General features: G+C 58.5%; 20 protein-coding genes. 8 read left to right on the forward strand and 12 right to left on the reverse strand.

Annotated elements, in window-relative coordinates:
- Positions 1–24: 24 nt before the first annotated feature.
- On the reverse strand, positions 25–960 hold the full coding sequence (locus tag NO934_RS19885; protein WP_309163938.1) for a DUF6282 family protein: 936 nt from the start codon (positions 958–960) through the stop codon (positions 25–27).
- Positions 961–1,080: 120 nt separating this feature from the next.
- Between NO934_RS19885 and NO934_RS19890 the strand changes: the two genes are divergently transcribed.
- The gene (locus tag NO934_RS19890) at positions 1,081–1,857 is read left to right on the forward strand and encodes a DNA-binding transcriptional regulator (protein ID WP_309163939.1); all 777 of its coding nucleotides are present in this window, start codon (positions 1,081–1,083) and stop codon (positions 1,855–1,857) included.
- Between the two features lie 285 nt (positions 1,858–2,142).
- Here the strand turns inward: NO934_RS19890 and NO934_RS19895 are convergent, their stop codons facing one another.
- The 5 genes from NO934_RS19895 to NO934_RS19915 form a co-directional block, all read right to left on the reverse strand.
- Entirely contained in the window at positions 2,143–2,793 is a 651-nt protein-coding gene (locus NO934_RS19895; protein WP_309163941.1) for a class I SAM-dependent methyltransferase, read from the reverse strand.
- 52 nt (positions 2,794–2,845) lie between these two features.
- Entirely contained in the window at positions 2,846–3,256 is a 411-nt protein-coding gene (locus NO934_RS19900; RefSeq protein WP_309163943.1) for a hypothetical protein, read from the reverse strand.
- Positions 3,246–4,940 (reverse strand): hypothetical protein, encoded by a 1,695-nt coding sequence (locus tag NO934_RS19905; RefSeq protein WP_309163944.1) that lies wholly within the window; start codon positions 4,938–4,940, stop codon positions 3,246–3,248. The genes NO934_RS19900 and NO934_RS19905 overlap by 11 nt, the downstream gene beginning before the upstream one ends.
- Before the next feature lie 388 nt (positions 4,941–5,328).
- On the reverse strand, positions 5,329–6,393 hold the full coding sequence (locus NO934_RS19910) for a glycosyltransferase (RefSeq protein ID WP_309163946.1): 1,065 nt from the start codon (positions 6,391–6,393) through the stop codon (positions 5,329–5,331).
- Positions 6,394–6,479: 86 nt separating this feature from the next.
- A complete protein-coding gene (locus NO934_RS19915) occupies positions 6,480–6,806 on the reverse strand; it encodes a hypothetical protein (RefSeq protein ID WP_309163947.1) in 327 nt (108 codons plus the stop codon).
- Between the two features lie 796 nt (positions 6,807–7,602).
- On the opposite strand from NO934_RS19915, the gene NO934_RS19920 reads away from it, so the two are divergent.
- Positions 7,603–8,289 (forward strand): FkbM family methyltransferase, encoded by a 687-nt coding sequence (locus NO934_RS19920; RefSeq protein ID WP_309163948.1) that lies wholly within the window; start codon positions 7,603–7,605, stop codon positions 8,287–8,289.
- A 593-nt stretch (positions 8,290–8,882) separates the two neighbouring features.
- Here NO934_RS19920 and NO934_RS19925 read toward each other — a convergent pair.
- On the reverse strand, positions 8,883–10,100 hold the full coding sequence (locus NO934_RS19925; RefSeq protein ID WP_309163950.1) for an MFS transporter: 1,218 nt from the start codon (positions 10,098–10,100) through the stop codon (positions 8,883–8,885).
- A 127-nt stretch (positions 10,101–10,227) separates the two neighbouring features.
- On the opposite strand from NO934_RS19925, the gene NO934_RS19930 reads away from it, so the two are divergent.
- Complete coding sequence (locus NO934_RS19930; protein ID WP_309163951.1) at positions 10,228–10,806, forward strand: TetR/AcrR family transcriptional regulator; 579 nt, start codon at positions 10,228–10,230, stop codon at positions 10,804–10,806.
- A gap of 300 nt (positions 10,807–11,106) precedes the next feature.
- Here the strand turns inward: NO934_RS19930 and NO934_RS19935 are convergent, their stop codons facing one another.
- Both NO934_RS19935 and NO934_RS19940 read right to left on the reverse strand, forming a co-directional pair.
- Positions 11,107–11,358: a toxin-antitoxin system HicB family antitoxin gene (locus tag NO934_RS19935; RefSeq protein ID WP_309163953.1), complete on the reverse strand. Its 252-nt coding sequence runs from the start codon at positions 11,356–11,358 to the stop codon at positions 11,107–11,109.
- Positions 11,355–11,783 carry a putative toxin-antitoxin system toxin component, PIN family gene (locus NO934_RS19940; protein WP_309163955.1) on the reverse strand — a complete coding sequence of 143 codons (429 nt, stop codon included), beginning with the start codon at positions 11,781–11,783 and terminating at the stop codon, positions 11,355–11,357. The genes NO934_RS19935 and NO934_RS19940 overlap by 4 nt, the downstream gene beginning before the upstream one ends.
- A 451-nt stretch (positions 11,784–12,234) precedes the next feature.
- Here NO934_RS19940 and NO934_RS19945 point away from each other — a divergent pair, with 451 nt between their 5' ends.
- The 3 genes from NO934_RS19945 to fghA are packed head-to-tail and all read left to right on the forward strand — an operon-like array spanning position 12,235 to position 14,534.
- Complete coding sequence (locus NO934_RS19945) at positions 12,235–12,501, forward strand: metal/formaldehyde-sensitive transcriptional repressor (RefSeq protein WP_309163956.1); 267 nt, start codon at positions 12,235–12,237, stop codon at positions 12,499–12,501.
- A 54-nt stretch (positions 12,502–12,555) separates the two neighbouring features.
- Positions 12,556–13,665 (forward strand): S-(hydroxymethyl)glutathione dehydrogenase/class III alcohol dehydrogenase, encoded by a 1,110-nt coding sequence (locus tag NO934_RS19950; RefSeq protein WP_309163957.1) that lies wholly within the window; start codon positions 12,556–12,558, stop codon positions 13,663–13,665.
- Positions 13,666–13,703: 38 nt separating this feature from the next.
- The gene (gene fghA / locus NO934_RS19955) at positions 13,704–14,534 is read left to right on the forward strand and encodes an S-formylglutathione hydrolase (protein WP_309163958.1); all 831 of its coding nucleotides are present in this window, start codon (positions 13,704–13,706) and stop codon (positions 14,532–14,534) included.
- Between the two features lie 827 nt (positions 14,535–15,361).
- On the opposite strand, the gene NO934_RS19960 is transcribed toward fghA, so the two are convergent.
- Positions 15,362–15,607, reverse strand: a complete 246-nt coding sequence (locus NO934_RS19960) for a hypothetical protein (RefSeq protein ID WP_309163959.1) — start codon at positions 15,605–15,607, stop codon at positions 15,362–15,364.
- A gap of 122 nt (positions 15,608–15,729) precedes the next feature.
- Here NO934_RS19960 and NO934_RS19965 point away from each other — a divergent pair, with 122 nt between their 5' ends.
- Both NO934_RS19965 and NO934_RS20725 read left to right on the forward strand, forming a co-directional pair.
- Entirely contained in the window at positions 15,730–15,981 is a 252-nt protein-coding gene (locus NO934_RS19965; protein WP_309163960.1) for a hypothetical protein, read from the forward strand.
- Between the two features lie 445 nt (positions 15,982–16,426).
- Positions 16,427–16,774 carry a hypothetical protein gene (locus NO934_RS20725; RefSeq protein ID WP_375143308.1) on the forward strand — a complete coding sequence of 116 codons (348 nt, stop codon included), beginning with the start codon at positions 16,427–16,429 and terminating at the stop codon, positions 16,772–16,774.
- Positions 16,775–17,062: 288 nt separating this feature from the next.
- On the opposite strand, the gene NO934_RS19975 is transcribed toward NO934_RS20725, so the two are convergent.
- The gene (locus tag NO934_RS19975; protein ID WP_309163961.1) at positions 17,063–19,372 is read right to left on the reverse strand and encodes an excinuclease ABC subunit UvrA; all 2,310 of its coding nucleotides are present in this window, start codon (positions 19,370–19,372) and stop codon (positions 17,063–17,065) included.
- A gap of 14 nt (positions 19,373–19,386) precedes the next feature.
- The gene (locus NO934_RS19980; protein WP_309163962.1) at positions 19,387–19,686 is read right to left on the reverse strand and encodes an ATP-binding cassette domain-containing protein; all 300 of its coding nucleotides are present in this window, start codon (positions 19,684–19,686) and stop codon (positions 19,387–19,389) included.
- Positions 19,687–19,770: the final 84 nt, after the last annotated feature.

Genomic DNA, 19,770 nt, shown 5'->3' on the forward strand with positions numbered 1-19,770 from the left:
TTGTCCTCCCAAAAGTCGAATGGTCTATTCATCCAGCCCGAGCAGTCGGGCGGGGTTAGTACTGACAAGCTTGCGGATATCTTGTGGGCTGTAGCCCAGACCGAGGCAAAGCTTTATGGCCTGGCGCATCCCCTCAACTGGAGAGGGATTATCAACCTGACCGAGATCAGATCCTATAGAAGAATTGTCGATACCGGCCGCGTCTATCTGCCGCTTGAGCTCCTCGGGTGGATAGACGTTGAAGCGGGAATCCACAAAAAGGCACGCTGACTGTTCCAAAACGGCGCCCATTGCGGCCAGTTCGGCAATGTCGTCATAGGTGCAGTGCAACCCATAGGTTGGATGGTTCACCAAAAGGCGCTTTACACCGCGCTGTTTGGCTTGCTCGAAAAGCGGCCAGACTTCGGCAATGTGGAGATGACCCGAGGACAAGATGACATCGTGCTCTGCGATGATATCGAGGATCTGCTTGGCGGCGTCGACCAATTGGCCATTGGCGTCCACCACGCTGATCCCATAGGGTTTCCTCAGCTGTACGCTGCTGGCGAGCCGAGCGTTTCGATGGGTATTGCGGATGTGGTTTGCCGCATGTGCAGTCGGCATCCAAATCAGCTTGGCGCCAGATTTGACGTTGAAATCGACGGCATGGGGATTGAGACCGCCGGCAGCGTTGTTAAGAACCAGCCCTCCGAACATTTGAACTCCACGGTCGCCCAACAACCGCTCCATGATCGGAATGAACGGTGCGACCGAATAATGGTGGTCCTTGAAAAGCACGGCTCGCATTCCGGCTTGAGCGGCCTGTTCAACCGCCTGAAAATGGTCGAGCTGGCGCGGCATGGTGGAAGGCCCACTGTGCACGTGCAGATCGACTGCGCCCCTCATGAGGTCATCAACAAGTGTTTCATCGGCACCTTCCATAAAGGCGCGCGCTTGCTGGCGGAACGAGGTCTTAGACATTTCGGCGATTTCTCCTCGGCGTCCGGTTCGACTATTGCCCGCCACTCTCGTCAAAGGCGTTGTTATGTGCAAAACCTAAGCGCGGCGATTTCGCCAGACGAAACGGATTAAGGAGGGGAGATGTCTATACGCTCGGTTGAGCGGGCCTTTCGGGTACTGCAAGAGCTCAATCTCCAGCCTGTGTCGTCTATTGCTCATCTGCATGTCAGGACCGGGCTGCCCAAACCCACGCTCGTTCGCATCCTCAAGACGCTCGAAGATGCCGGGTATGTGGACAATGATCCGCGGCAGGGTGGATATCAGGTGACCGCTTTGGTGGATTCACTGAGTTCGGGCTATCACGGCGACCCTCTCGTGGTCGAAGCGGGTCGAGCGTGGGCGGTTGCTTTGACAAGGGCTCATCAGTGGCCCATCGCAATAGCCTTGTTCGACACCGATGCGGTGGTGGTTCGCTTTTCGACAGTTCCCGATAGTGCGATGTCGCCGTTCCACAAGACGGTCAATATGCGTTTGGGGTTGTTCTATCGCGGATTGGGTCTAGCTTATCTGGCATTTGCTCCGGACGAGCAGATTGAGTTGACCATAGACATGCTTGCAAAGAGCGACGATCCGGAGAACGCGTTGGCGCGCGAGCCCGAGCGTCTTTGGCGCATCATCGAGACGGTACGCAAGAATGGCTTTGCCGAACGCGCGCCCAATGTGGAACCGAGTAATTCCAATACGCTGGCCGTACCGATTTTCAATGAGAATGGGCGCGTGACGGCAAGTATTGGGCTTACCTATTTCGCCTCTGCCTTCCGCAACCGCAGTGAAGCTGTCACGCGGTATCTTGAAAGCCTTCAGCGGTCATCGCGCGAAATTTCAGCGGAGCTGCGGCGGCTTGCCAGGCATGCCTGAAGCCTCCTGTCATCGGGGAACGGATGTTCAGTGACGCCGCGTTGATTGCACCTTTGGGCGAGTGATGTTCGGCGAGCCACCCCTCACCGGTTGAAGTGTGCCTGGGCGCGTGCAGCAGCCGCTCCTTCAGGATCTTCGGCACCTGGACGAAGGCAGTTCGCACCGCACTATGGGCGCGGGCACGCCAATGAGGAACCCGGAAATAGATGGATTTGCCTTCTCGCAACCCACAACAGCGAGCGAAACCTATGGGAGGTGCCGGGTCGAATACATTTCCGGGTCTTCTTACGTCCTGCGCGCGAAGTAGAACCGTTCTGAACCTCGACTTTGGCTTTCAGTCACGAAAGCAGTCTTGAGCGTCACATCATACTCGAACCCGTGTTGAGCTAGGGGCGCCGTGTAATCTGACAGGGGACGAGCGACAACGTGCGATCCGGCTGCACTCCGCTCGCTGGGGAACTCATCGGCGAAGATGAAATAACCTTTCGGGCCCACACTGCTGAGCGCGCGCTCGAGGAATTTCGACCATTTGGCATCATCGACGAAGTGCACCAAAACGTAGAACGTACATACCAAGTCGAATTGCCCATCGGGCTGCCACGCGTTCAAGTCCATCACCTGGAAGGTGCCAGTGGGGTTGTTCTGACGAGCTTGCTTGACCGCATCTGGCGAGACGTCGATGCCATTGTATTGGTAGCCCTGACTGAGAAACTCATGTGCGATTCTGCCATAACCGCAACCAAGGTCCAGAACAGTTCGAAACGAGGGCCTGAGCAACTTCGCCAAAAGGCTCACCTGAGCTTTGAAGGCTTCTTCTCCACGTCTATTCTCTTCAAGAGGCTTGCCGATGTTGCCCACCGACCGCGGGTCGCCTTCCAGCCTTTTATGCCTTTCAATCCAGTACTTTGCCTGATCAAATGGAGTATCTTGTGTCATAACTTACCTCGTCGCGGAGCCGGTTTGGGAGTTCGGTTTCTTTAAGAATAGGTCAGATAATCACTTCCATGTTCCAGAAGCTGGCCAGCTGGCTCTCGCACAGACGTCGCGCAGCTTCGCTCTTTCCGCAGATTCTTTCGGTCCGAAAACCGAACTGCTCAAGACTTGAGTAATCGGGGTAGCTGAGCACCACCATTTCAACATCCCGTTCTAACGCAAAGCTTGCAAATTGGGCGGCAAGTTCTGCCGGATTTGCTGGCGGTTCGCAGATGCGGACGCCGATGACAACGGTGTCGTCGGCCTTGAACTCGGAAGCAAACGGAAGCAAACCAACGTTATCTGGAAAGATCTCGTCACCTGGCTTGGCGGTACGAGGATCAAGAGGCGCGAGAAGGTCGTCAAGATTTTCGGGATAGTTGGCGCTGATGCGCGTGAGGATGTCTCCCCAACGGTCAGTGGTCATTGCATATTTCCTCTATCAGGCGAGCTGCCTGGGCGGTTCCCGGCTCGGGCAGTTCCAATTCGCTTAGAAGCCCGCGAACATCTTGGCTTCGCGATCCGTCCAGGTGATCGGCAAGTTTTGCGCGCAGAGCGTGCATCTCATGGGGCTCAACGATGTCTGCCAGACCACGCTCGACCGCTGCCATGGCCCGGCGACGTTGGTCATCCATGAACACTGACATCTGCGCCATAAAGATTGTTGGGATTCGGCCGTAAAGCGCTTCGTGGTAGGAGTTGTAACCAGCGGCGCTAATGAACAGATCGGATGCCAATACAAGCGCATTGGCGTGGTGAGTTTTGACGATACGCGTATTTGGCCAGGCATAGGCGCCGGCCTCGACAGTGGCATTTGGCCAAACCACGACGAGGTGCAGAGTATCGGTACGTTCGGCCATCATGGCGCAAATGGCCGCAATCTGCGCGCTCCGGCCAGCGGCTAGTCCGCCGCCAAGCATGGTCACGACCAAATGTTTGAAGTCACGGCCGAAGCGTGTTGCGAGTTCGGCTCGGATAGACTTCCGCCGCCTTTTGGTGAGGGGCACCGTCTGCACAATTGGCCCAACGAAGTGAACGTGACCACCGTGAGAGTAGCTACTGTTGAGTTCCTCGAAGGCCTCAGTGGGGACGATCACACGGCGGAACGCCTTCTCTCGATCGAGCGCGATGCCGTTCGATTGGCCCTCTTGCCAAAGCCCTCGGCGAATCCAGACGCCATTCAGGCCATTTTCGACGATTGAACGATAGATGGAATCGAAAATGTAGCCGCCGTCAAAGACCAAGGTTTGGCTCTCAGCCGTAACTCGGTTCAGCCGCAGGTAATTGACGAGATCGTTCGCATATTCGTGCTTGTGCCAGGTGGATCGACTGACAAGGGGCATCGTATCAAAGCCGTATGATCTCAGCATGCGAAGGCAAGATGGGAATGCCGCAAACACTGGCCGAGACCCGTTTTTTTTCAGCTCGGTCGCGATGAGTGAACAGCGTTGTGCATGACCGAGGCCAACCCCATTGGTTGGAACAAAAACAATGGATGGGTTCTGGGGCTCCTTTTTGCCCGCTGTCGATGCCGGCCCTTGCGCGGCACCACACCCGAGTTGAGATTCGGTGTCCAATCGCTTGATTGCCTCTAAGGCTTCGCCACCCGCTAGGCTGGAAACAAATTTGGAAAGGCTCGCTTGGCGGCCAATCACGTCCAAGGATGACATGATCTCGCCCGCAAGAAAGCCTGCGACAGCCGTCAAATCAGGCGGGCCCTGAAGCATCGGAGCGGCGTAATCAAGGTGTAACCAGCCCGGTGAACAGTCGACGAGGGGCACCCCGCTCACTGCGAGATTTGCCAGGAGTGCCTGTGAGCGGTAGCTTGACGTGGGTGGAACAAAGACCAAGGCGAGGTCTGCCAAGCTAGCCATCGCCGCTGGCACCAGTTCGCTATAGTGGAAAATGCTCACTTCATGACCAAAGCGTTCGGTCCAGGATTGTTTGGATCGGCCATCGGTTAGCACCACGATTCGGTAGGTGAGCGAGGCATGCAGACTGAGAAGGGCGTTGGCTTGGGCTTCTTGTTTCAAATCTGGGCCGATCAAGAGGACGGTCGGCCGTGCATCACGACGAGGAGCCGGGTCAACCGCGACTCCAAAAACCGGCATGTGATGCTTGCCGGCTCCTAGGCCTGGCGAGACAGCGACAATTTCCGGAGACGCGCTCAAGACGTAAGAGAGCTTGGACCTGATGCCGATCTCGGATTGGAAGGATGGGAAGTGGCCCAAAACCAGAGATCGCATGTCAGGAAACGGGTGGAGCCGCCGCAGCCGAGCAAGTGTGGCATCATCAAGCTCGTGACCGCGTACTAGCAAGAGTGCGTCGCCCGGCTTAGGTCGGCTGCTGCGTACGTTGCCTACCACGTCATATATGCTATTGCGTCCGAGTTGGGATGGTACCGAGCCGGATCCGATACAGGCGCTTATTCCTGCCCCCACCAATTGCGAAACCAGCACAGCTAAATCGTCAAATCGGTCTGGGGTTGGCTTGGCCAATTCACAAAAGAGCATCATCGCCTCGCCTAATGCCATCGATGCCAGCCAATACGGTTTCGGCAAACCTGTCGGGTCCAAAGCGTCGAATGATCTTCTGGGCCTGCTCGACGAACTGCTGGTAGGCAGGTGGATCGGCAACGTAACCAGCGATGATGCGATCCAGATCAGTTCCGTCGGAGGGGTGGACAGCTCCGCAAAAATTCATTGCGGTGTCGTGATCGGTGATCACAAGTTTTCCCGCGCAGATCGCTTCTGCGAGAACGCGGCCGAAACTTTCGCGGAGCAGGGGATGGGTGAAGTAGACAAAGAAGTCGATGGACTGGAGAAACTCGGGAACGGGCACAGTGCCGAAAGGCAACACGTCCCAATGGGCCGGGACCGTGCCCGGGTCGAGAAGGAAGCTGTCTCCACCAAGGATGCGGCAAGTGGCGCTAGGCGGGAAGTGCCGCTTCATTACCTCTAAGGGCGGGAATTTCTCAAACCCGGCCCGTGAGTGACGCCCTCGGCGATCAGCAGGTGCCGCTACGGGCGCGACGATATCGAAGTCGCAGATGTTAAACCAGTCGAAAGGGGCAAGCTTCCATTTCGAACCGGAGCGAGAGACCCAGCCAGCCACGTTGTCCCTGTTGTACTGGGACACAGGGCAGAGGCGGCGGGCTCGGCAAATCGTCGACTGCTCGATCAGATCGAGGCAGTGGGAAACATCGAAGCTCTCCGACCCGTCGGGCCGCGTGAAATTCTCGTGGGTGACGACGATAAGGGTGTCGCACACGATACGGTGGTTGCAACATTGGTCGAACTTAAGACATGAGGGGTTATGTATTACGACCACTGGCGCACGAACGACCCCCCCTCCAAGCTGGAGCTCAATGCCAGTCTCGTTTAGCGCCTGCGCAAGAGAGTTATTGACAGCTCGGCCCTTGAACATCCGTGTTTCAAGGCCATGAACCTTTAGCCTTACCCGCGGGTGCAGAGTCTGGATTTCCTGAGCTACAGCCGAAGACGTGCCACCTGGAAAACGGGGGTCGAGCAGCAGCGCGATCCCAAGATAATCATCGATGTACAAACGTTTGCCTCAACTAAAATAATAGCTGGGCCAGTCGTGCAAACTGGCCCAACCAGCCCAAAAACCACTTAGGCACCAAGCAGGCGCTAATAGATGGAGTCGCCGTCGTCCTCGTCTTCGGCTAGCTGGGCCTGCAGGACAACTCGCTCGTCAATCAGCTGAGCTACAAGCTGCAGCGACGCCAGGGAGGGCGCCGCCCAGAACGCCCGCAGAGCGTCGCCCAAGGACCCTGGAAGTTCCAGGAGCTCGGGGTTTGTTTCGAGAAGCAGTGCGAGCTCCTCAACCTGTTCGTTGGCCACGTAGAGTTCGACGAGCGTAAGTTCGTCTTCGGTGACTTGAGCCGATACTGGAGAGCCCAGCTGCAAACCAAGCAGAAGGGCAGCAACGGCGATTGACAGCTTTCGATTTTTCATACTGGCACCTCATATTGCCGCATCACCCGTGGGGCGCAATGAGCGTCACACCCAAATCGTTCCTTCCGATGTGCTTCATTTATCTCAGCTAATTTGGCCGGTGAGACAGACCTGAGGTGTCAGCCGAGGCGTACACCCCGGGGTCGTCCACGGATTGGAGTGGATTATTGGGCAGGTTGGCCCGATAACTTGTGAGGCTCCAGCTGGTATGGCCAAGCTGGTTTCGGCCCGACCACCGGCGCGCTCTGGCGCCGGTACCGAGTTCGACGAGAGGTCTTGCGCCTTGGCACCGAACGGTGAGAATGCGCATGGCCCACTGATTGTGGGGCTTTCTTGGGAACACCCCTCCCTCGATCCTGAGCATCGAGGCAACCGAGGTCGGGTTCAAAGCGCCGCCACGGCGGGGCCGCGCCACCAACGCCACACAGGCGGCGCATCAATTGGTCTGCCGCGCCCCTCACGAAGTGCTCACCGGGCCACGGCAACATTTAGTTCAACAAGCGGCTGGCGCGGCCGATGCTGGTCCATCAATTGGAAACCAGATTTGCAATGACGCACGGAGACTCATGCGCTCTATGGATCACCTGTCAGCTCTCGGGGGCTTGTCGACATCCGCTCTCCCGCTATTGCCATGTAAATGACATTGGCATCGTATGCGTGCCAAAGGATCAGAGACCTCCTGTCCGGGAAATCGATTTTTGAGCTGTATGCGGACAATCACTAGCAGCTTGACGAAGTCCTCTCCTTTGGCGGTTCGGCAAACTCGACGCCCAGTTGCACAGGCAGTGGAACGAATATGAACGAGGATCACACGGTCAGTTTTGAAGCCGCGGGCAAAATGCTATCGCTGAGCTTCGCCAGTAGGGCGGACCATATCGCCCACATGATAGAGCAAACCGGCACCTTTTACGAAGCCGAGATGCTGACCGATGCCCGCTCGCGGCTCTTTTATCCAAAGTGCGTTGTCGATGTGGGAGCACACGTGGGGAACCACACGCTCTATTTCGCCCATATGCTTGGCGTGCGAACCCTCTCTTTCGAACCCAACCCGGCAACCTTCCGGCACCTTGTGGCCAATGTCTCTAATAATGGGCTGCAGAAGCTTTGCACAGTACGGAATGCAGCCGTTGGCGCCATGAGGGGGCGAGCCAATGCCGAGGAGGCCTCGGCCAAAAACAGTGGCATGGCGACCGTCAAGCTTGACGCGGAAGGGGCGATCGAGGTCGTTTCGCTCGATGATGAACTCATCGGCGAGACAGACATCGATCTCGTCAAGATCGACGTCGAGGGTTGGGAACTCGATGTGCTGCGCGGCAGCTTGAGCATTCTTCAGCACCACCGACCGCTGCTCTATATTGAAGTATTGGAAGGCGAATTCGACGCCGTGCGCAGCTTTCTGGGCGCCGCCAATTACCGTTGTTGGAAGCGCTTCAATATCACTCCGACCTTTCTATTCCTACCTCTTGAGCGTCTTGGCGCATGACCGCGAGCATGCGATGAGGCGATACGTAAGAGGTCCCAATATGACCACGATCCGCTCAGTTCGCGGGCGATTTCGGTGAATATCTTGGCGATCTGAGCCGTTCCCGGGCTCGTGCCCGAAGTTTTGGAGCGTCATGCTCGGCTTGCCGCGCGGTTGCACTCGCCGAGGCACGATCAGGGCGGCATAGTTTACTACGCGCTTCAGACGGCGTTCGGTGCGGGTTCTAGTTCGAATCCGCACACCTCGTGATGGCCAAGCAAGCCGGCTGGCCCGGGCTGAGCAACTCCAACCCGTTGGCCACATCGATTGTCAAGGAGAATGGACGCGTGACGGCAAGCATCGGGCTTACCTATTTCACCTCTGCCTTCCGCAGCCGTGGTGAAGCTGTCTCGCGAGAAATCTCAGCGGAGTTGCGGCGGCTTGCCAAGCATACGGGCAAGTCAGAGATCACGAAGGGGCGGATTTTGGCACCAAGTTTCTGCCGGAAACGACTGATCCCACCTAACATGTGCAGACCGCGTCCCCTTGTTTGGCCGGTCCGGCGGATACACTTCACTCAAGACGGCCGAAAAGCAGATTTCCAGCGGTAGCGTTCAGTAACGTTTTGGCCGATCTTGATCAGCCTTGGGGCCACTCCTTTGTTGTTCCGCAAGCACGATCGCCAAAACTGAGAGTAAGAGGACGAAGAGACCGAAGATGCCTGCGGTTTCTTCAAGCCCAATTTGCTGCGCGAGATAGCCAGCAGCCATGGCTGGCACGGCGTTGGCGAGATAGCTTTCGATGTAAAAGGCGGCCATGAGGCTTGCGCGCTCCTGTGGTGCGGCGAGCGGAACGACGCTGCGCAGTGCACCCAGAAAGCCGGCGCCGAAGCCCAGTCCCGCGACCATCGAGCCCAAAAGCAGAGCCAGTGGCAAGGAAAGCGCAACGCCCGAAAGGATCATGCACATACCGATGATGAGCGCCGTCGAACCTGCGATAAGCGAGGCGTGGGCCGAGTGTCGCCTGGCAAAGAGGATTGCGGTCGCACCGCTGACGGTGAGCGCCGCAACGGTGAGGCCCCCCATCCAGGTGGCATCCGATCCCGCGACCTCTTTCAGGAGTGAAGGCATCAAGGAAAGATAAAAACCGCCTAGCGCCCAGGCTGCGACATTGATGGGGGTGACAATGAGGAGAGCGCGCCTTGCCGCGGCCGGAACCGCAATGCGCGGGCGCCAGTTCCAGGCGTGCCGCACGCACTCCACTGCTGTCTCCGGTGATCGCGCGGTGCGGAGGAGTTGCATCAGGAAGACAGCGAGAAGCAGGAGATAGACGAGATGCAGCGGCGCCGGTGCGAACTGGGCCAGAAGCCCACCGCCTAGTGCACCAAGGCCCATGCCGGCCATCGGCGCCACGCTGCCGACAAACGCGCCGCGCTCCCGATCGATGTCGATCAGAGCCGCGCCGAGCGACGCGGTGGCAAGCCCCGTGGAGAAGCCTTGCAGGAGCCGGGCGGCGACCAGCCAGACGACATCCTTCGCCGCAAGAAAAAGGATGAGAGCGCCCGCTTGCAAAAGAAGGGCGCCGATGATCACGGGACGCCGGCCAAACCGGTCGGAGAGGGAGCCAAAGCACAGAAGAGCCACGAGCAGCGCCTGAGCATAGACGGCGAAAACGACCGTCAAGAGGAAGGGCGAGAAGCCCCACATCTCCTGGTAAAGCCGATAGAGAGGCGTTGGAGCGGCGGAGGCGGCGAGGAAGGCGACCAGGGAGATCGCGTGAAGGGCGATCGAGGGTCTGTGCGGCGGCACCAAGCCATCGAATTTGGTGGTCATCGGGTTGCTCCTGGGGTAAAAGCGAATAAATTGCTTTTAGCGATGTAACGCCAATTCCACACTAATGCAAATATTTTGCTTTAGTGTGGGGCGCAGCGGTTATCGAAAGGGTTTTGCGGTGGCACACATGGGTGAGGCACGACAAAGAGGCGACGCGCGCCCGGGCGGGCGTAGCGCTCGGGTGCAGGCCGCGGTTCATCGCGCGGTTCGGGAGCTTCAGGCTGAAGGAGGAAAAGGGGAGCTGACCGTGCCAGCCATTGCTGCGCACGCTGGCGTCACCCCCTCGACGATATACCGGCGCTGGGGTTCACTTGCGCAACTTCTCTCCGACGTGGCGGCGGAAAAGCTTCGCCCCGATAGCGACCCTGAAGACACGGGAAGCTTGAGAGGTGATCTGCGCACATGGCTTGAGCAATATATAGAGGAGATGTCCTCGCAGCCGGGCCGGGCTATGGTGCGGGACGTCTTGGGGGGAGACCAGCCGGAAAATGCCGCTTTATGCTCAACCTATTTGCGCCAACAGTTCGAGAGCATCCAAACCCGCGCGCTGGCGCGGGGCGAGACACCTCCATCGACGGACGTGCTGCTCGACCGGATTGTTGCCCCGATGATCTACCGCATCCTGTTCACATCGTCGGTGCCGGAAATCCAGTACTTCTGGCGGCTGCTTGACGATGTGTTGGAGGGTGAACCATCCGCAAAATGATTGGCGCGAAGCATCGCAAACGCACCCGTGCAGCGCGCGATCATAGGAGAACACCGGTCGGGGAGGTGGTGAACCGCTGGTTCAAGCCGGTGGTGTTGTCAAGGGGCTTTACCTTGAAAAGGGGGCTTTCCAAGCGGGTAAGCCGCTGCTGCTTCCCTGCAATTTGCCGGACCTTGAAGCCGGCTTGTCAAGGTCACAGCCGCTTCGCGGTGGCCTGCGGCCAACCTTGACCAGCCGGCGCGGTCCGGCAGTCTGCCAGGAAGCAGCCAAGGCATGATGGGAGCGGGTGCGCTCTTGCCTTCAGTTCGGAAGCTCGTCACCCTTGACCGGCGGCTTGCCCTTGCCAGCCCGCTTGAGAATATCGAGCGCCTTGGGAATATCGGCGCGGGCGGCACGCTCCTGGAAATAGTTCTCCACGCGCAGGGCCGACAGCTTTTCGGCCACCGCCACGTTGATAAGCTGGTTCAGGGCCACACCCTCGCTTTCAGCCACCTTGCGCGCTTCCTCGAGAAGCGACGGCTGGAGCCGCAGTGCGAAATTGCTCTTCCTCATTTGCTCTCCTCCATTCGTTGCCACGCCGCACCCGGCGACAGAACCTCGACACCGAACCGTGCCGCCACCTGATCGAAGTCACGCAGGTTGAAGGTCACAATGGCATCGGCCTGTCCGTTCACCGCCGCTTCAAGCACCATATCGTCGTTCTGGTCGCGCACGGCCGGCCGCCACAGAAAGGCCAACCGTACCGGCTCGACCACTGCCGCCACGGCATCGAGAAGCGTGTTCACGTCCTCAGCCGACAGGCCCGACGCCTCCAGATGCTCCGGCCGCGTCATCACCGCCTGATACTCGATCATCAACGGCACCGAAGCCAGCATCGTCAGCCTTTGTTCCAGCCCGGCCACCAGCAGGCGGCGGGATGCACCGGCATTGCTGCGGATGGCGGCCACCATGGTCGCCGTGTCGAGAATCAGCCTCATGCGTTCATATTGGAACGCCAGAAGGATATTGCAAGTGATATTGCAAAATCAACCTGACTCTGATAACGTCGCTTACGTCAAAAGCCTTCAAAACCGCACCTTGCAAGTATGGGGCAGTTTTTGACCGAGGCAGACATACGCTGATTGTGGAGATTTAAAGCCAGTCCCCGCAACCATCTTCACTTGCTCGGGGCGCAAGTGAAGATTAGATCCTGCCCGGGCAGCCAATCTGTAACGCGGCCTTCTCGTCCTTCATGGTACGTCGATCCCAATGCGCTTTCGATTCAGCGTAGGAGCATGAATCATCTCTCTCCCGAATTGGTTCATAGGCCTGTTGGGATGGAGATACGGACGAGACTGTGGTCGCGGCGCTTGGGGGCTCGCATTTTCTCCTTGTTCAGGCTGACGCAGATCAATATACTATACGCCAGTATAGTAAGGTTGATCGGTCATGCCTAATCGCCCTGAGGATAAAAAGCGCATTCTGACCCGGGTTCGCCGGATCAAGGGCCAATGCGAAGCTCTGGAGAGGGCGCTTGAGGAGGGGGTTCCGTGCGGTGCCATTCTCCAGCAGATCGCCGCTGTCCGTGGCGGCATGAACGGGCTGATGGCTGAAGTTCTCGAAACCCATATCCGCGATGAGTTTGGTGGCGAGAGCGCCGACTCGCAGGAAAAAACAAGAGATCTGATGGGCCTTGTGCGCAGCTATCTCAAATAAGCGGCGCTGCATCGCGCAGCAGCCGCCGGTACCGGTTAGGAAAGGAACACTGTAATGAAATCACGCGCTGCCGTTGCCTTCGCACCAGGCAAACCCCTTGAGATCGTCGAGATTGATGTGGCGCCTCCCAAAAAAGGCGAAGTCCTTATCAAAATCACCGATACCGGTGTGTGCCACACTGATGCCTTCACCCTTTCCGGCGAAGATCCCGAAGGCCTCTTCCCGGTCGTGCTCGGCCATGAAGGTGCCGGCGTCGTCGTTGAGGTGGGGGAAGGCGTAACGTCGGTAAAACCCGGTGACCACGTCATTCCGCTCTACACCGCCGAATGCGGCGAATGTGAATTCTGCACCTCGGGAAAGACCAATCTTTGCATTGCTGTGCGCGCCACACAAGGCAAGGGTGTGATGCCCGACGGCACCTCGCGCTTCTCCTATAACGGGGAGCCACTTTTTCATTATATGGGCTGCTCGACCTTCTCCGAATATACCGTGGTGGCCGAGGTATCGCTGGCCAAGATCAATCCCGAAGCCAATCACGAACATGTTTGTCTGCTGGGCTGCGGTGTAACGACCGGAATCGGGGCGGTCCACAACACCGCGAAGGTGCAGGAAGGAGATTCCGTTGCTGTCTTCGGTCTCGGCGGCATCGGACTTGCCGTAATCCAGGGCGCGCGCCAGGCCAAGGCCGGACGCATTATCGCCATTGACACCAATCCTTCCAAATTTGACCTAGCGCGGGAGTTCGGTGCAACCGACTGCGTCAATCCCAAGGAATACGACAAGCCCATCCAGCAAGTTATCATCGAGATGACCGGCTGGGGGGTCGATCACTCTTTTGAATGTATCGGCAATGTTGATGTCATGCGCGCTGCCCTTGAATGTGCCCATCGTGGATGGGGTCAGTCAGTGGTGATCGGCGTCGCCGGCGCCGGCCAGGAGATTTCGACCCGCCCCTTCCAACTGGTAACTGGCCGCAGGTGGATGGGCACAGCTTTTGGTGGCGTTAAGGGTCGCAGCCAGCTGCCGGGAATGGTTGAGGATGCAATGCGCGGCGCCATCAATCTGGCACCGTTTGTCACCCACACCATGCCGCTCGATGCCATCAACACCGCTTTCGATCTTATGCATGAGGGCAAGTCGATCCGCTCCGTTATCAAATACTGATTGCGCCAAACTTAAACGCAACTACTGGAGAGCCGCTCATGAACCAGATCGAAAGTCACATGGCCTTTGCCGGCGTTCAAAGCGTGTGGCGTCACCAGTCCGACGTCCTCGGCTGCGAGATGAATGTCGCGGTCTTTGTACCAAAGCATGAGCAGGGCGAGAAACTGCCGGTCATCTACTGGCTTTCCGGTCTGACCTGCACCGAGCAGAACTTCGTCACCAAGGCCGGTGCGCAGCGCTATGCGGCCGAGCATGGCGTAATAGTGGTGGCGCCTGACACCAGCCCGCGCGGCGAGGAAGTGGCTGATGATCCCGCCTATGATCTGGGACAGGGTGCGGGCTTCTATATCAACGCCACCCAGGAGCCATGGGCCAGGCACTTTCGCATGTATGACTATGTGCTCACCGAATTGCCGCAGCTGATCGAAACGCATTTTCCGGCGAATGAGAAGCGCTCGATCATGGGACATTCCATGGGTGGACATGGTGCCCTGATCATGGCGCTCAAAAATCCCGGCCGCTTTGCTGCGGTGTCAGCATTTTCGCCGATTGTCGCGCCAACCCAGGTGCCCTGGGGGCAAAAGGGTTTCAGGTCCTATCTCGGATCCGATGAGGGGTCATGGCGTCACTGGGACGCAACGGCGCTGCTCGCCGAGGCGACAGAGCGCTTACCCATTCTGATTGATCAGGGTGAGGCAGATGATTTTCTGGAATCCCAGCTCAAGCCATGGATTTTCGCTGATGAAGCCAAACGATTGGGCCATCCGCTCGAGCTGCGTCTCCATTCCGGCTATGACCATAGCTATTACTTCATCGCGACACTTATCGGCGATCACATCGCCTGGCATGTCCAGGCGCTTAAAAACTGACGCAGATCGCATTGCAGCGCAAGGTAGGTGATTGCGCACCTGCTGGCAGTGGCCATCGACCTGCTTTGGCCATTTTGGTCTCAAACAGACTACGGCGCAAAAAGAACCCCCGCCAAGGCGGGGGATAGTCTGCTGGAAGCTTGGAGATAACCACGCTTCATCGAGACAATGGTCACGATTTTCTGATTCACCCAACATAGACAAAAGGAGGTTCTCTGATGGCCAACGCGCCGCAGCGGCCGGCTCACTGCAACTGAGCGAAGAGATAGCCCACAGTGAATCTCTGATATGGCTTCTGGATCCGCGCCAACTCGCTCAGCCCCGCCCGAGGTTGAACAATTTTGGCGATCGGCTGGCCAAAGGGTTTACCGAACGATGAACGAAGTTCAGTGTCGGAAGGTGATCCGCGCGGTGCGGGTGTTAACCATCGGGTGGCTCATTGGTTGTGTAGTGTGTCGTTGCACCCTATCACGAGGCAACGGAGAGGTGGCCGAGTGGTTTAAGGCGCGTCTTCAAGACGTGGGCAGGTTCAGCCCGTCCCGAAGGTTCGAATCCTTTCCCTCTCCGCCAAATATGACCGTCCTACCGCCCTTCAGCGCGAACGCGCCCAGCGTGCACCGAATTCCAAGTGCGAACCAGCAGGTGACCTGCTGTCCGAAACTTTCACGGCCCACCGGTTGTCTCCCTTGGTCGCTGGTCCTGTGCTCGATATGCAGGATGCGATTTGCCGCCCCCGACCATGGTAGGTCACGATATGGTTGCATCCGGCATGCCCAAGAAGAGGCGCTTTACCCTGATGCGTTCGCAGGTGGTCCGCAGCGCCGATCTTAGTTGGCACGAGCGAAGACCTTCTCGAACGCTTCTCGCATGATTGGGGACATTGACGTCGCAGACTTTTGCAATTCTGCGGACAAGCTTTCCCACTCCGGTTCATGCATTTCTTTGATCTGATCAAGGCCATCGCGGAGTTGCTCTAGCGCCCATTCGAGTGCCTCATGCCCCTCAATCATTTTGCCAATTCCGAGCTTATTCAACAGCTTGGCTAATAAACTTACTCGCAAATCTTTGTGCAAGCGAAAGCTCTCCAAGCTATTGAAGTCGGCTCGGGAATTCGCCGCGTTTGATGAGATATTGCCGCACAATTTTAGCAAATGGGTTGGTAATGCCTTAACGACCCCAATGCTACGCGACGCTCATGAAATCAATGGTTGAACGACGAACAGAGCAGCGTGAAGCGCCAGCGTTGCGCGGCCCAGCAGTTATTCTTTTGGGGCAAAACTGCGTTGAAGTTTCAATTGTGAATGCTTCGCGCGCGGGGATAATGATCAAGGTTCCGGCGACAGCGGCCATCCCTGACTCTTTCACCCTCGGCATTGGTGAACATCTGCAGGCTTGTGAAAGGATCTGGCGGCAGGGAAAGCTCCTCGGCGCCCGCCTCTTAGCCTGACCCGCTAGACCATTTCACCAAATCACTCTTGCGACTGATTTCAAAGCGTATGGCCGACAACGATCGAACGCGCGGAGCGGGTGCTGCGACAGCAAACCGACTTTGGCACTCAGATGCTGAGAGCGGGGGCCATTCACCTCACGGGCTTTCGAGAGGTCGCTCTGGCGACCGGAATATCGGCGCGTTCCCGTTGTTCGAGCCGTACTCAACCAAGGTTTGGCATCGGTTCTGATCACCGACTCTGCCAATGCACAGCCTGGTGCATTGAAAACTGGTCTTTTCACCCAATTGCTGTGTCGGCGACATTCTCCCAGGTACGGAGGCTCCTGTGATTAGCGGCCTGCTAGGATTCGCGAAGACTTAGCGAAGTTGCACGCTCCCCCATGACGACCGCACAGCACGGCCTGTTCTTGGGCCTCATTATGTGCTTTGGATCGGCACTCAGATGCTGCTCGTCCTCAACATCCCGCTCATCGGCTTCTGGGTCCGCCTGCTGCTCGTCCCTTACGGCTTCGTGCTCGGGCCGCTGATGGAAGAGCATTTCCGCCGCGCCATGCTGCTCTCGCCCGGCGGCTTCATGACCTTCTTCGATCGCCCGATCAGCGCCACCGTCATGGCAATTTCGGCGGCTCTCCTCGTTTGGAGCCTGGCCTCCGTTCCTGTCCAGGCGCCGCCGCGCAAGGGAGAACTCACTCGATGTTCTTTCTTAGCTCATGAGGTATCCAGACCGTCAGAGCGCGACCAGAATCAACTTGCAAGCGAACTCGGAACCCGCAACAAATTTCTAGCGTGACTGGGATTGGCGGCAGGTCGAATTTGCTCGGGGTTCTCCGGCTGCGGCAGCACTTGTCCGGAGAAATGTGCTGAACAGCTGCTTACCACAGCCGCTTCACCGATAGCTGTCAGGTCTGCAAGCGGTCCCATCACGTCAGCTACGCGCCCCCATTCCTGCCATTCAAGCGGCCGTGGCCCATATCCGAAAGCGGACCTCTGATCGCCGGCACATCCAATATGGGCTCGGTAGCCGCCATCGCTCAGCCTGAACGTAGGCGGCAGAGCCGTCGTCAGATTGCGTGATCCTTCAAGCCAGCGACTTGTGGGGCACCTTTTGGGCCCTCTCTGCCGCGCCACGATTTATCCGCTCTGCCAGATGCTGCCCCGTCAGCGTGCCTGATGCCTGCGCGAGGTCTGCCGGCAGGCCCGCGAACTGCACCGTGCCGCCGTCGCTTCCCGCGCCCGGCCCCAGGTCGATGACCCAGTCGGCGCGCGAGATCACGTCCAGATTGTGCTCGATCACGATCACCGTCGAGCCGGCATCGACCATGCGGTCGAACAGGCCAATCAGCGTATCCACGTCGTTCATGTGAAGGCCCGTCGTCGGCTCGTCGAGCACATAGATGTTGCCCTTCTTCCCCATTTCCGCCGCGAGCTTGAGCCTCTGGCGCTCGCCGCCGGAGAGCGTCGAGAGCGGCTGGCCGAGGGTGAGGTAGCCGAGCCCGACATCGACCAGCCGCTTGAGGGTCCGGGCCACCGGCGCCTCCATGAAAAAGCCTGCCGCGTCCTCAATGCTCATCTCATAGACTTCGGCAATCGATTTGCCGCGCAGATGGTGCTCCAGCACTTCGGGCAGGAAGCGCTTGCCTTCGCAGCTCTCGCAGGTGGTGACCATCGGGTCGAGATGGGCAAGGTCGGTATAGATGACGCCGAGCCCGTTGCAATCGGGGCAGGCGCCCTTAGAGTTTGCCGAGAAGAGCGAGGCTTCGACGCCGTTTTCCTTGGCAAAAGCCTTGCGGACATTGTCGAGGATGCCCGTATAGGTCGCGGTGTTGGAACGGCGCGAGCCACGCGCCAGGTTCTGGTCGATGATGATCGTCTCGGGATAGGCCGCCGGCAGGCAGCCCTGGATCAAGCTCGACTTGCCCGAACCGGCAACCCCGGTCACCGCCGTCAGGATGCCGCGGGGGATCGAGACGGTAACGTCCTTAAGGTTATTGAGCCGCGCATGCTCGATCCTAAGCGGCTCGCCGCTCGGCTTGCGTACCTTCTCCTTGATCGGCTGGTGCCGGTTCATGTGCTTGCCGGTGAGCGTGCCCGAAGCGAGAAGCCCGGCGAAATCGCCCTCATAGACCACTTCGCCGCCCTTGGAGCCGGCCATCGGCCCCATATCGACTACGTGGTCCGCAATTGCGATCATGTCCGGCTTGTGCTCGACGATGAGAACCGTGTTGCCCTTGTCGCGCAACTGCGTCATGAGCCCCCCGAGGCGCCCCACATCGTGCGGATGGAGGCCCACGGAGGGCTCGTCGAAGACATAGGTGATGTCGGTGAGCGAAGAGCCCAGGTGCCGCACCATCTTGACCCGCTGCGACTCCCCGCCCGACAGGGTCGAACTTTCGCGGTCGAGGCTGAGATAGCCGAGCCCGATGGTGATGAGGTTTTCGAGCCGCAGCGCCAGCGCTTCGAGCATCGGCCCGACCTGCGGCGCCGTGAGGGCGCGGATGAAGGGCGCGAGGTCGGAAACCTGCATGGCGGAGAGGTCGGCGATCGACTTGCCGTTGATACGGCTCCCGCGCGCGGCCTCGTTGAGCCGTGTGCCATTGCAGGCGGGACAGGTCTTGCGCGTAAAGATCCTTTCATATTCGCGCAGCACATGCGGCTGCAGGCTTTCGGGATCCTTGCTGCCTAGCCCCTTCTTGAGCTTGGCGACGACGCCCTCATAGGTGAGCCCGATCTTACCCACCTTGACCTTGCGGCCGTCGTCGAGATGGAGGAGGTTGTCGCGCTCTTCGGGCGTGAAATCCTTGACCGGCTTGTCCATATCGAACAGGCCAGAATTCTTGTAGATTTCCCACCACCAGCTATCGACGGCGAAATCCTTGGGCAGGAGAGCACCTTCATTGAGCGAGCGGCTTTCATCGATAACCGCGCTCATAGCCATCGCAGCCACCTGGCCAATGCCCTCGCAGTCCGGGCACATGCCGCGCGGGTCGTTGTAGGAATAAAGCGATGGCGCGCCGAGCCTGGGTTCCGCCAGCCGGCTGAACAGCACCCGCAGCATCTGCGCTGCATCGGTTACCGTCGCGACCGTCGAGCGCGAATTGCCGCCCAGCCGCTGCTGGTCGACGATGATGGCGGCCGAGATGTTTTCGAGCTGATCGGCATCGGGTTGCCCATAGCGCGGCATGAATTGTTGCACGAAGGCGGGATAGGTCTCGTTGATGAGCCGCTGGGATTCGGCCGCGATGGTGCCGAAGACCAGCGAGGATTTGCCAGAGCCCGAGACGCCGGTAAAGACAGTGATCTTGCGTTTGGGAATATCGAGTGAGACGTTCTTGAGATTATTCTCGCGCGCGCCGCGGATAACGATGGGGGGGTAGAGGTTTTCGGACATAAATCGGCGCTTTTCTAGATACTTGCGATTGCGGCGGCCCCGACGTTCAGGCCGACGATCAGCGTGATCGCCACCACAAGAGGTGCCAAATGCGACTTCAAATGGCAGTAGCCTGCCAGCGAATAGGGCCTTCCCACATAGCCAAACTTGCGGCGGAGACCGGCCGGTTCAGGAGCGATGTCGGAGCGTGCCACGGTTGCCGAGCCGCTCGAGGGCGGTAGCAGCGTCGTCAGCATGCGGACGGAAGTCGACTTTCCGGCCCAGTTGTGCCCCAGAAAGGCAACCAACTCACCCTCGGCGACTTCGACGGACAATCCGCGCACCGACCGTGCCGGCATTCCGCTTGAAGTTCGCGTTTAGTCCTTTGCCTGGATCATTGCCTTTCTCCCTCAAGCGAG

The sequence above is a fragment of the Pelagibacterium sp. H642 genome, from assembly GCF_031202855.1.
Lineage (GTDB): Bacteria > Pseudomonadota > Alphaproteobacteria > Rhizobiales > Devosiaceae > Pelagibacterium.

Excerpts from the sequence above, each read along its gene's own strand:
- NO934_RS19885 (WP_309163938.1), bottom strand. The coding sequence starts at position 960 with ATGTCTAAGACCTCGTTCCGCCAGCAAGCGCGCGCCTTTATGGAAGGT.
- NO934_RS19890 (WP_309163939.1), top strand. The coding sequence starts at position 1,081 with ATGTCTATACGCTCGGTTGAGCGGGCCTTTCGGGTACTGCAAGAGCTC.
- NO934_RS19895 (WP_309163941.1), bottom strand. The coding sequence starts at position 2,793 with ATGACACAAGATACTCCATTTGATCAGGCAAAGTACTGGATTGAAAGG.
- NO934_RS19900 (WP_309163943.1), bottom strand. The coding sequence starts at position 3,256 with ATGACCACTGACCGTTGGGGAGACATCCTCACGCGCATCAGCGCCAAC.
- NO934_RS19905 (WP_309163944.1), bottom strand. The coding sequence starts at position 4,940 with ATGCCGGTTTTTGGAGTCGCGGTTGACCCGGCTCCTCGTCGTGATGCA.
- NO934_RS19915 (WP_309163947.1), bottom strand. The coding sequence starts at position 6,806 with ATGAAAAATCGAAAGCTGTCAATCGCCGTTGCTGCCCTTCTGCTTGGT.
- NO934_RS19920 (WP_309163948.1), top strand. The coding sequence starts at position 7,603 with ATGAACGAGGATCACACGGTCAGTTTTGAAGCCGCGGGCAAAATGCTA.
- NO934_RS19925 (WP_309163950.1), bottom strand. The coding sequence starts at position 10,100 with ATGACCACCAAATTCGATGGCTTGGTGCCGCCGCACAGACCCTCGATC.
- NO934_RS19930 (WP_309163951.1), top strand. The coding sequence starts at position 10,228 with ATGGGTGAGGCACGACAAAGAGGCGACGCGCGCCCGGGCGGGCGTAGC.
- NO934_RS19935 (WP_309163953.1), bottom strand. The coding sequence starts at position 11,358 with ATGAGGAAGAGCAATTTCGCACTGCGGCTCCAGCCGTCGCTTCTCGAG.
- NO934_RS19940 (WP_309163955.1), bottom strand. The coding sequence starts at position 11,783 with ATGAGGCTGATTCTCGACACGGCGACCATGGTGGCCGCCATCCGCAGC.
- NO934_RS19945 (WP_309163956.1), top strand. The coding sequence starts at position 12,235 with ATGCCTAATCGCCCTGAGGATAAAAAGCGCATTCTGACCCGGGTTCGC.
- NO934_RS19950 (WP_309163957.1), top strand. The coding sequence starts at position 12,556 with ATGAAATCACGCGCTGCCGTTGCCTTCGCACCAGGCAAACCCCTTGAG.
- fghA (WP_309163958.1), top strand. The coding sequence starts at position 13,704 with ATGAACCAGATCGAAAGTCACATGGCCTTTGCCGGCGTTCAAAGCGTG.
- NO934_RS19965 (WP_309163960.1), top strand. The coding sequence starts at position 15,730 with ATGAAATCAATGGTTGAACGACGAACAGAGCAGCGTGAAGCGCCAGCG.
- NO934_RS20725 (WP_375143308.1), top strand. The coding sequence starts at position 16,427 with ATGCTGCTCGTCCTCAACATCCCGCTCATCGGCTTCTGGGTCCGCCTG.
- NO934_RS19975 (WP_309163961.1), bottom strand. The coding sequence starts at position 19,372 with ATGTCCGAAAACCTCTACCCCCCCATCGTTATCCGCGGCGCGCGCGAG.